We start from the raw sequence: 8,985 nt of genomic DNA, 5'->3' as shown, positions 1-8,985 counted from the left end.
GGCAGAACTTCGTCTCCAAGTACAACCTGAACTTCACCAACCTCAACGACGCCGACGGCTCCATTTGGGCGCGCTACAACGTCCCCTGGCAGCCTGCCTACGTGTTCTACCGCGCGGACGGCAGCTCGACGTTCGTCAACGACCCCACCTCGGCGATGCCGGAGCAAGAGCTCTCCGACCGCGTCGTAGCCCTGAGGTCCTGACTTGGCGGACCAGGGTCTGGTCGGCTTGTCTTTCGCCGCCGGATTGGTGGCCGCGCTGAACCCGTGCGGGTTCGCCATGCTGCCCGCCTACCTACTGCTGGTGGTGCGCGGCCAGCGGCCCGGCGAACGCTCGGTGGTGTCAACGACTGTGGCCGCTGGGCGCGCGCTGGCCGCCACCGTGGGGATGGCGCTGGGTTTCCTGACGGTGTTCGGCGTGTTCGGCGTGCTGACCGTATCGGCGGCCACGACGGTGCAGCGGTATCTGCCGTACGCCACCGTCCTCGTCGGCGTGGTGCTGATCGTGCTCGGTTTTTGGCTGCTGTCGGGCCGGGCGCTGTCGGCCCTGACCCCGCGGCCGCTGGGCCCGCAATGGGCCCCCACCGTGCGGCTGGGCTCCATGTACGGGTACGGCATCAGCTACGCGATCGCCTCGCTGTCGTGCACCATCGGACCGTTTCTGGCCGTCACCGCCGCCGGCCTGCGCGGGGGATCGATCGTCACCGGCGTGGCGATCTACCTCGCTTACAGCGCGGGGCTGACGCTGGTGGTCGGTGTGCTCGCGGTCGCCGCGGCGACGGCGAGCACGGCGATGGTGGACCGGTGGCGCCGAATCCTGCCGTTCGTCAACCGGATCGGTGGCGCGCTGCTGGTGCTGGTAGGGCTGTACGTGGCCTATTACGGCACCTACGAGGTGCGCTTGTTCGGCGCGGACGGCAACCCGCAGGACGCGGTGATCATCGCGGCCGGGCGCGTGCAGGGCGCGGTGGCCGGCTGGGTGCATCAGCACGGGATATGGCCGTGGGTGATGGCCGTGCTCGCGTTATTGGTCGTCGTGATCGGCGGCGTCCGGCGCCGAAGGGCGCAACGCTAGGGCAAACGGGTGGTCCCTACCTGATCCAGCCGCGCCGGCGGCCCCACAGGTCGCGGATCAGGACGACGAGAACCACCGCCGCGAACCCGATCAGGAACCAGTCCTCGATATGGCCGACGTGGTTGCCGCGCAGCATGGCCAGCAACAGCCCGAAGATGCACAGGCCGACGATGTGCCAGGTCCGGTGATTGATCCGGCTCCAGCCCCACGGGGCCGACGGCACCTCGACGGAGTCGACGCCGGTGAAGTGTTCCACCTCGGTACTGGCCACGGCGAATCCCTTTCGGATCGGATCGGCTTGTTGAACCCAAATTCTGGCACAACCCCACTCGGGGCTCGCGGGCGTGGCCGCATCGTGGCCCCCGTCGGTGCCGGGCGGCACAATGAATGGGTGACCAACCCGACGACCGACGGGCGACCCCCCGGCCGCCTGCGCGTGCTGGTGCTGGGCAGCACCGGCTCGATCGGCACGCAGGCGCTCGAGGTGATCGCGGCCAATCCGGACCGCTTCGAAGTCGTCGGCCTGGCCGCGGGCGGCGCCAACCTCGGCGCGCTGTTGCACCAGCGCGCCGCCACCGGTGTGACCAACATCGCGGTCGCGGACGAACGCGCGGCGCAGCGGGCCGGCGACATCCCGTTCCACGGACCCGAGGCGGCGACCCGCCTGGTCCAGGAGACCGAAGCCGACGTCGTCCTCAACGCGCTGGTCGGGGCGCTGGGCCTGCGGCCCACGCTGGCCGCGCTGGAGTCGGGCGCCCGGCTGGCGCTGGCCAACAAGGAGTCGCTGATCGCCGGCGGCCCGCTGGTGCTCAAGGCGGCCCGGCCGGGCCAGATCGTGCCCGTCGACTCCGAACATTCCGCGTTGGCCCAGTGCCTGCGCGGTGGAACCCCCGACGAAGTCGCCACCCTGGTGCTGACGGCCTCCGGCGGACCGTTCCGCGGCTGGACCGCCGCCCAGCTCGAGGATGTCACCCCCGAGCAGGCCGGTGCCCACCCGACGTGGTCGATGGGCCCGATGAACACCCTGAACTCGGCCTCGCTGGTCAACAAGGGTTTGGAGCTCATCGAAACCCACCTGCTGTTCGGCATTCCCTATGACCGCATCGAGGTGGTCGTGCACCCCCAGTCGATTGTTCATTCGATGGTCACCTTCGTCGACGGCTCGACCATCGCCCAGGCCAGCCCGCCCGACATGAAGTTGCCGATTTCGCTGGCCCTGGGCTGGCCGCACCGCGTGCCCGGGGCGGCCGCCTCTTGCGACTTCAGCACGGCGTCGAGCTGGGAATTCGAGCCGCTGGACAACGATGTTTTCCCCGCCGTCGAGTTGGCCCGGCACGCCGGGCAGACCGGGGGCTGCATGACCGCCGTCTACAACGCCGCCAACGAGGAGGCGGCGGAGGCGTTCCTGGAGGGCCGCATCGGGTTCGCCACTATCGTCAAAACCATCGCCGACGTGCTGCACGCTGCCGACCAATGGGCCGTCTCACCGGCTAACGTGGATGAGGTACTAGACGCGCAGCGCTGGGCACGGGAGCGGGCGCAGCGTGCAGTCGCACAGGCACAACCTGTCAACTTGTCAGTAAAAGCCTCCGGAGCGGTGTGAGAAAGGTCCTCGCAGCCTAATGATGTTCGTCATCGGCATTGTGCTGTTCGCACTGGCCATCCTGATCTCGGTGGCCCTGCACGAGTGCGGTCATATGTGGGTTGCACGCGCCACCGGCATGAAGGTGCGCCGCTATTTCGTCGGCTTCGGCCCCACGCTGTGGTCGACCCGGCGCGGTGAAACCGAGTACGGCCTCAAAGCCGTCCCCTTGGGCGGCTTCTGCGACATCGCCGGCATGACCTCGGTGGAGGAGCTGGCGCCCGACGAAGACGACCGCGCCATGTTCAAGCAGGCGGCCTGGAAGCGGATCGCGGTGCTGTTCGCGGGTCCCGGGGCGAACTTCATCATCTGCCTGGTGCTGCTCTACGGCATCGCGCTGATCTGGGGGCTGCCGGACCTGCACCCGCCGACCAAGGCGGTCGTCGGCGAAACCGCTTGTGTGGCACCGGAAGTGGCTCCGGGAAAGATCGCGGACTGCACCGGACCCGGACCGGCCGCGCTGGCCGGAATCCGCCCCGGCGACGTCATCGTCAAGGTGGGCGACACCCCGGTGTCGACCTTCGAGGAAATGGCCGCCGCCATCCGCAAGGCGCACGGCGTCGTGCCGGTCGTCGCCGAGCGGGACGGCACCGCCATCACCACCCATATCAACATCACGCCCACGCAGCGCTACCTGACCACCGGGCCCGGCGGGCAGGGCGGTCAACCGCAGGCCTCGACTGTCGGCGCCATCGGCGTCGGTGCCGTCCGAGTCGGCCCGACGCATTACGGGGTGCTCTCCGCGATCCCGGCCAGTGTGGCGTTCGCCGGGGAGCTGACCGTCGAGGTGGGCAAGGCGCTGGTCACGATCCCCACCAAGGTGGGCGCGCTGGTGCACGCCATCGGTGGCGGCCAGCGTGACCCGCAGACGCCGATGAGCGTGGTCGGCGCCAGCATCATCGGCGGCGACACCGTCGACCACGGACTGTGGGTGGCGTTCTGGTTCTTCCTGGCCCAGCTGAACCTCATCCTGGGGGCGATCAACCTGGTGCCGCTGCTGCCCTTCGACGGCGGGCACATCGCCATCGCGATGTTCGAAAAGGTCCGCAACCTGATCCGGTCGGCCCGGGGCATGGTCGCGGCCGCACCGGTGAACTACCTCAAACTCATGCCCGCGACGTACGTCGTGCTGGTGTTCGTGGTCGGCTACATGCTGCTGACCGTGACCGCCGATCTGGTCAACCCGATCAGGCTGTTCCAGTGAGCGCCAGGTCCATTGGCCTGGGTATGCCGGACGCTCCGGCGCCCACGCTTGCCCCCCGGCGTCCCACGCGCCAACTCATGGTCCGCAACGTCGGGGTCGGCAGCGACCATCCGATCTCGGTGCAGTCGATGTGCACCACCAAAACGCATGACATCAACGCGACGCTGCAACAGATCGCGGAGCTGACGGCGACGGGCTGCGACATCGTCCGGGTGGCCTGCCCGCGTCAGGAGGACGCCGACGCGCTGGCCGAGATCGCCCGGCACAGCCAGATCCCGGTGATCGCCGACATCCACTTCCAGCCGAAGTACATCTTCGCCGCCATCGATGCGGGGTGCGCCGCGGTGCGGGTGAACCCGGGCAACATCAAGGAATTCGACGGCCGCGTCGGCGAGGTCGCCAAGGCCGCCGGTGCGGCCGGCATCCCGATCCGCATCGGCGTCAACGCGGGCTCGCTGGACAAGCGGTTCATGGAGAAGTACGGCAAGGCCACCCCCGAGGCGCTGGTCGAGTCCGCGCTGTGGGAGGCCTCGCTGTTCGAGGAGCACGGCTTCGGCGACATAAAAATCAGCGTCAAGCACAACGACCCCGTCGTGATGGTCGCCGCCTACGAGCAGCTCGCCGCGCAGTGCGACTACCCGCTGCACCTCGGCGTCACCGAGGCCGGTCCCGCGTTCCAGGGCACCATCAAGTCCGCGGTCGCTTTCGGCGCGCTGCTGTCGCGCGGCATCGGCGACACCATCCGGGTGTCCCTGTCGGCGCCGCCGGTCGAAGAGGTCAAGGTCGGCAACCAGATCCTCGAATCGCTGAACCTGCGACCGCGCGGGCTGGAGATCGTGTCGTGCCCGTCGTGCGGTCGCGCGCAGGTCGACGTCTACACACTGGCCAACGCCGTCTCCGCGGGCCTCGACGGTCTCGACGTCCCGCTGCGGGTCGCGGTGATGGGCTGCGTCGTCAACGGTCCGGGGGAGGCCCGCGAGGCCGACCTCGGCGTCGCATCGGGAAATGGCAAGGGACAGATCTTCGTTCGCGGCGAAGTGATCAAGACCGTGCCCGAAGCGCAGATCGTGGAGACGTTGATCGAGGAGGCCATGCGCATCGCCGCCGAAATGGACAGCGATCACGGACCGGACACAACATCGAGCGGTTCGCCGGTTGTGACCGTAAGCTGATAACGGCCAGTGCCCTAGCCCTGAGTTCGCACCACAGAGAGTTCGCCACATGTCGGCTCCGCCACTGTTTCGCCTAGTCGGCGAGCGACGGGTGTCCGTGGTGCGTGATGCCGCCGCGGTCTGGCGGGTGCTCGAGGACGACCCCGTCGCGTCGTGCATGGTCGCGGCCCGGGTGGCGGACCACGGCATCGACCCCAACTCGATCGGCGGCGAACTGTGGACGCTGCGGGGCGCGCACGAATCGCTGTGCTTCGCCGGCGCCAACCTGATCCCGCTGCGCGGCGGGACGGCCGACCTGGGCGCGTTCGCCGAGGAGGCGATGCGCGGGACGCGGCGCTGCTCGTCACTGGTCGGCAGGGCCGACCTGGTGATGCCGATGTGGGAGCGGCTCGAGGCCGCCTGGGGTCCGGCCAGGGACGTGCGCGACAGCCAGCCCCTGCTGGCGTTGTCCACCTACCCGAGCTGTGACATCGATACCGCGGTGCGCCAAGTCCGGCCCGAGGAGCTGGACGCCTACCTGGTGGCGGCCGTTGACATGTTCATCGGCGAGGTGGGCGTCGACCCGCGGATCGGGGATGGCGGTCGCGGCTATCGGCGGCGGGTGGCCAGCCTCATCACGGCCGGTCGCGCCTGGGCGCGGTTCGAGCGCGGCCAGGTCGTCTTCAAGGCCGAGGTGGGCTCGCAGTCCCCGAGCGTGGGCCAGATCCAAGGGGTGTGGGTGCACCCGGAGTGGCGGGGCCTGGGCCTCGGTACGGCCGGGACCGCCACGGTCGCTGCGGTGATCGTCGGTACCGGGCGGACCGCCAGCCTCTACGTCAACGACTTCAACGCGGTGGCGCGCGCCGCCTACGCACGGGTGGGCTTCGCCGAGATCGGCACCTTCGCGACGGTGTTGCTCGACTAGGTGTGCTCGCCGGTAGGTGTGCTCGCCGCGCGAGTGTGCGGATCGCCGCACATTCGGCAGCGAACACGCGGCTGGCCACACATTCGGCCCGGGAAACAGCCCGTCGGCGACGCATAACGGTGCGGTCTCGGTGTGGCGGCGGTGCTGTTGCGGCCGCAGCTCATAACATCAGCACCGATGGTAACTAGAACAACAGCGGCCTCATCCGTTTCAGGCCTGCTGCTCGTCGCGGTCATCGCCCTGTCCGGGTGCACGCCGCGGCCCGACGGCCCGGGCCCGGCCGCGGAGAAGTTCTTCCGCGCCCTGGCCGTCGGCGACACCGCCACGGCCGCTCAGCTCAGCGACAGCCCCAACGACGCCCGCGAAGCGCTCAACGCGGCGTGGTCCGGCCTGCAGGCGACCCACCTCGACGCGCAGGTCCTCAACGCCAAGTACGCCGAGGACACCGGCACGGTCGGCTATCGCTTCGCCTGGCACCTGCCCAAAAACCGGATCTGGAGCTACGACGGTCAGCTGAAGATGGCGCGCGACGAGGGGCGCTGGCGGGTGCGGTGGACCACCACCGCGCTGCACGCCAAACTGGGCGAGCACCAAACGTTCGCGCTGCGCGCGGATCGGCCGCGCCGCGCCTCGGTCAACGAACTCGGCGGCAGCGACGTGCTGGTGCCGGGCTACCTGTACCACTACACGCTGGACGCTACCCAGGCCGGACCCGCGCTGATCGGCACGGCGCACGCGGTCGTCGACGTGCTGCACCCCTTCAACGAAGCGCTCAACGACCCGCAGCTGCTCGCCGAGCAGGCCAGCTCGACGCCCCACCCGGTGGAGCTGGGGGTCACGCTGCACCCCGACGACAACGACAAGGTGTTCCCGGCGATCGGCCGGCTGCCCGGCATCGTCGTCACACCCCAGCCCGAAATGTTGCCCACCGACCCGCATTTCGCGCCCGCGGTCATCTCCGCGGTGAAGAAGGCGGTGGTCGACCAACTCGACGGCGAGGCCGGCTGGCGGGTGGTGAGCGTCAACCAGAACGGCGTCGAGGTCGAGGTCCTGCACGAGGTCGAGGGGTCACCGGCGCCGTCCGTGTCGCTCACCATGGACCGGGCGGTGCAAAACGCCGCTCAGCACGCGGTGGACACCCGCGGCGGCAAGGCGATGATGGTGGTGCTCAAGCCGTCGACCGGCGAGATCCTCGCGATCGCCCAGAACGCGGGCGCCGACGCCGACGGCCTGCCGGCCACCACGGGGCTGTTCCCGCCCGGGTCGACGTTCAAGATGGTCACCGCCGGCGCGGCCGTCGAACGCGACATGGCCACCCCCAACACCATGCTGGGCTGCCCGGGCCGTCTCGACATCGGGCACCGCACCATCCCCAACTACGGTGGCTTCGATCTCGGGGTGGTGCCGATGTCGCGGGCGTTCGCCAGTTCGTGCAACACCACCTTCGCCGAGCTCAGCAGCAGAATGCCGCCGCGCGGCCTGACCCAGGCGGCCTCCCGCTACGGGATCGGGCTGGACTATCAAATCGACGGCATCACCACGGTGACCGGATCGGTGCCGCCCACCGTGGACCTCGCCGAACGCACCGAGGACGGCTTCGGCCAGGGCAAGGTGCTGGCCACCCCGTTCGGCATGGCGCTGGTGGCGGCGACGGTCGCCGCCGGCAAGACACCCGTGCCGCAACTGATCGCGGGCCGGCAGACGGCGGTCCAGGGCGACACCACGCCGATCAGCCCGAAAATGGTCGACGCGCTGCGGCCCATGATGCGGCTGGTGGTGACCAACGGGACCGCCAAGGAGATTGCCGGCTGCGGCGAGGTGTACGGGAAGACCGGTGAGGCCGAGTTCCCCGGCGGGTCGCATTCCTGGTTCGCCGGCTACCGCGGCGATCTGGCATTCGCGGCGCTGATCGTCGGGGGCGGCAGCTCGGAATACGCCGTCCGGATGACCAAGGTGATGCTCGAATCGCTGCCCCCGGACTTTTTGGCCTAGTCCGACGGTGGCGACCCGCTGCGCCGCGCGTGCGATCAGCACCAGCGCCGACGCGATATCCCCGGTTCCCCGCGTCGCTCGCTGCTGCGCCGCCGGCGGCTCTGATCGGCCCGGGGAACCCCGGTTAAGCTGGTCGCATGCCCGCCCGCACCGCGCTTTCCCCCGGAGAGTTGTCCCCGACTCTGCCGGTGCCCGGCAGCGTCCCGCGCCCGGAATACGTCGGCAAGGCCACGGCCCAGGAGGGCAGCGAGCCGTGGGTGCAGACCCCCGAGGTGATCGAGAAGATGCGGGTCGCCGGGCGCATCGCGGCGCGCGCGCTGGTGGAGGCGGGCAAGGCGGTCGCGCCCGGGGTGACCACCGACGAACTCGACCGCATCGCCCATGAATACATGGTCGACCACGGCGCCTATCCGTCGACGCTGGGCTACAAGGGCTTCCCGAAGTCGTGCTGCACGTCACTCAACGAGGTGATCTGCCACGGCATCCCCGACTCGACGGTGATCGCCGACGGTGACATCGTCAACATCGACGTCACCGCCTACATCGACGGGGTGCACGGCGACACCAACGCCACGTTCCTGGCCGGCGACGTCGCGCAAGAACACCGGCTGCTGGTGGAGCGAACCCGGGAGGCGACGATGCGCGCCATCAATGCCGTCAAGCCCGGGCGTGCCCTGTCGGTCGTCGGCCGCGTCATCGAGTCGTACGCAAATCGGTTCGGCTACAACGTCGTTCGCGACTTCACCGGTCACGGTATCGGCACCACGTTTCACAACGGCCTAGTCGTCCTGCACTACGACCAGCCGTCCGTGTCGACCATCATGCAGCCGGGCATGACGTTCACCATCGAACCGATGATCAACCTCGGGGGCCTGGACTACGAGATCTGGGACGACGGCTGGACGGTGGTCACCAAGGACCGCAAGTGGACCGCGCAGTTCGAGCACACCCTGCTCGTCACCGACAGCGGTGTCGAAATCCTCACGCTGCCATGAGG

Annotated in this window: 8 protein-coding genes and 1 pseudogene; 8 read left to right on the top strand and 1 reads right to left on the bottom strand. The window is 69.3% G+C overall.

Going from position 1 to position 8,985, the window contains the following annotated elements:
• Both A5775_RS13330 and A5775_RS13325 read left to right on the top strand, forming a co-directional pair.
• Window positions 1–203, top strand: a pseudogene (locus A5775_RS13330) (protein disulfide oxidoreductase); the annotation flags it as partial.
• 1 nt (window position 204) lies between these two features.
• Window positions 205–1,074, top strand: a complete 870-nt coding sequence (locus A5775_RS13325; protein ID WP_067252804.1) for a cytochrome c biogenesis CcdA family protein — start codon at window positions 205–207, stop codon at window positions 1,072–1,074.
• Window positions 1,075–1,090: 16 nt separating this feature from the next.
• Here the strand turns inward: A5775_RS13325 and A5775_RS13320 are convergent, their stop codons facing one another.
• Window positions 1,091–1,345, bottom strand: coding sequence for a DUF2631 domain-containing protein (locus tag A5775_RS13320; protein WP_067252861.1), 255 nt, complete (start codon window positions 1,343–1,345; stop codon window positions 1,091–1,093).
• Between the two features lie 120 nt (window positions 1,346–1,465).
• On the opposite strand from A5775_RS13320, the gene dxr reads away from it, so the two are divergent.
• From dxr to map, 6 genes are all read left to right on the top strand, one after another.
• Window positions 1,466–2,677 (top strand): 1-deoxy-D-xylulose-5-phosphate reductoisomerase, encoded by a 1,212-nt coding sequence (gene dxr, locus A5775_RS13315; protein ID WP_197512547.1) that lies wholly within the window; start codon window positions 1,466–1,468, stop codon window positions 2,675–2,677.
• Window positions 2,678–2,696: 19 nt separating this feature from the next.
• Window positions 2,697–3,920: an RIP metalloprotease gene (locus A5775_RS13310; RefSeq protein WP_067252800.1), complete on the top strand. Its 1,224-nt coding sequence runs from the start codon at window positions 2,697–2,699 to the stop codon at window positions 3,918–3,920.
• Window positions 3,921–3,943: 23 nt separating this feature from the next.
• Complete coding sequence (ispG, locus tag A5775_RS13305) at window positions 3,944–5,092, top strand: flavodoxin-dependent (E)-4-hydroxy-3-methylbut-2-enyl-diphosphate synthase (protein WP_067252795.1); 1,149 nt, start codon at window positions 3,944–3,946, stop codon at window positions 5,090–5,092.
• Between the two features lie 49 nt (window positions 5,093–5,141).
• Window positions 5,142–5,996, top strand: a complete 855-nt coding sequence (locus A5775_RS13300) for a GNAT family N-acetyltransferase (RefSeq protein WP_067252793.1) — start codon at window positions 5,142–5,144, stop codon at window positions 5,994–5,996.
• 177 nt (window positions 5,997–6,173) lie between these two features.
• Window positions 6,174–7,988 carry a penicillin-binding transpeptidase domain-containing protein gene (locus A5775_RS13295; protein ID WP_067252858.1) on the top strand — a complete coding sequence of 605 codons (1,815 nt, stop codon included), beginning with the start codon at window positions 6,174–6,176 and terminating at the stop codon, window positions 7,986–7,988.
• A gap of 137 nt (window positions 7,989–8,125) precedes the next feature.
• Entirely contained in the window at window positions 8,126–8,983 is an 858-nt protein-coding gene (gene map, locus A5775_RS13290; RefSeq protein WP_067252791.1) for a type I methionyl aminopeptidase, read from the top strand.
• Window positions 8,984–8,985: the final 2 nt, after the last annotated feature.

The sequence above is a fragment of the Mycobacterium sp. 852002-10029_SCH5224772 genome, from assembly GCF_001667315.1.
Classification (GTDB): domain Bacteria; phylum Actinomycetota; class Actinomycetes; order Mycobacteriales; family Mycobacteriaceae; genus Mycobacterium.
Note: the sequence above shows the minus strand (reverse complement) of the source record. Positions and strands in the feature narration are given on the sequence as shown.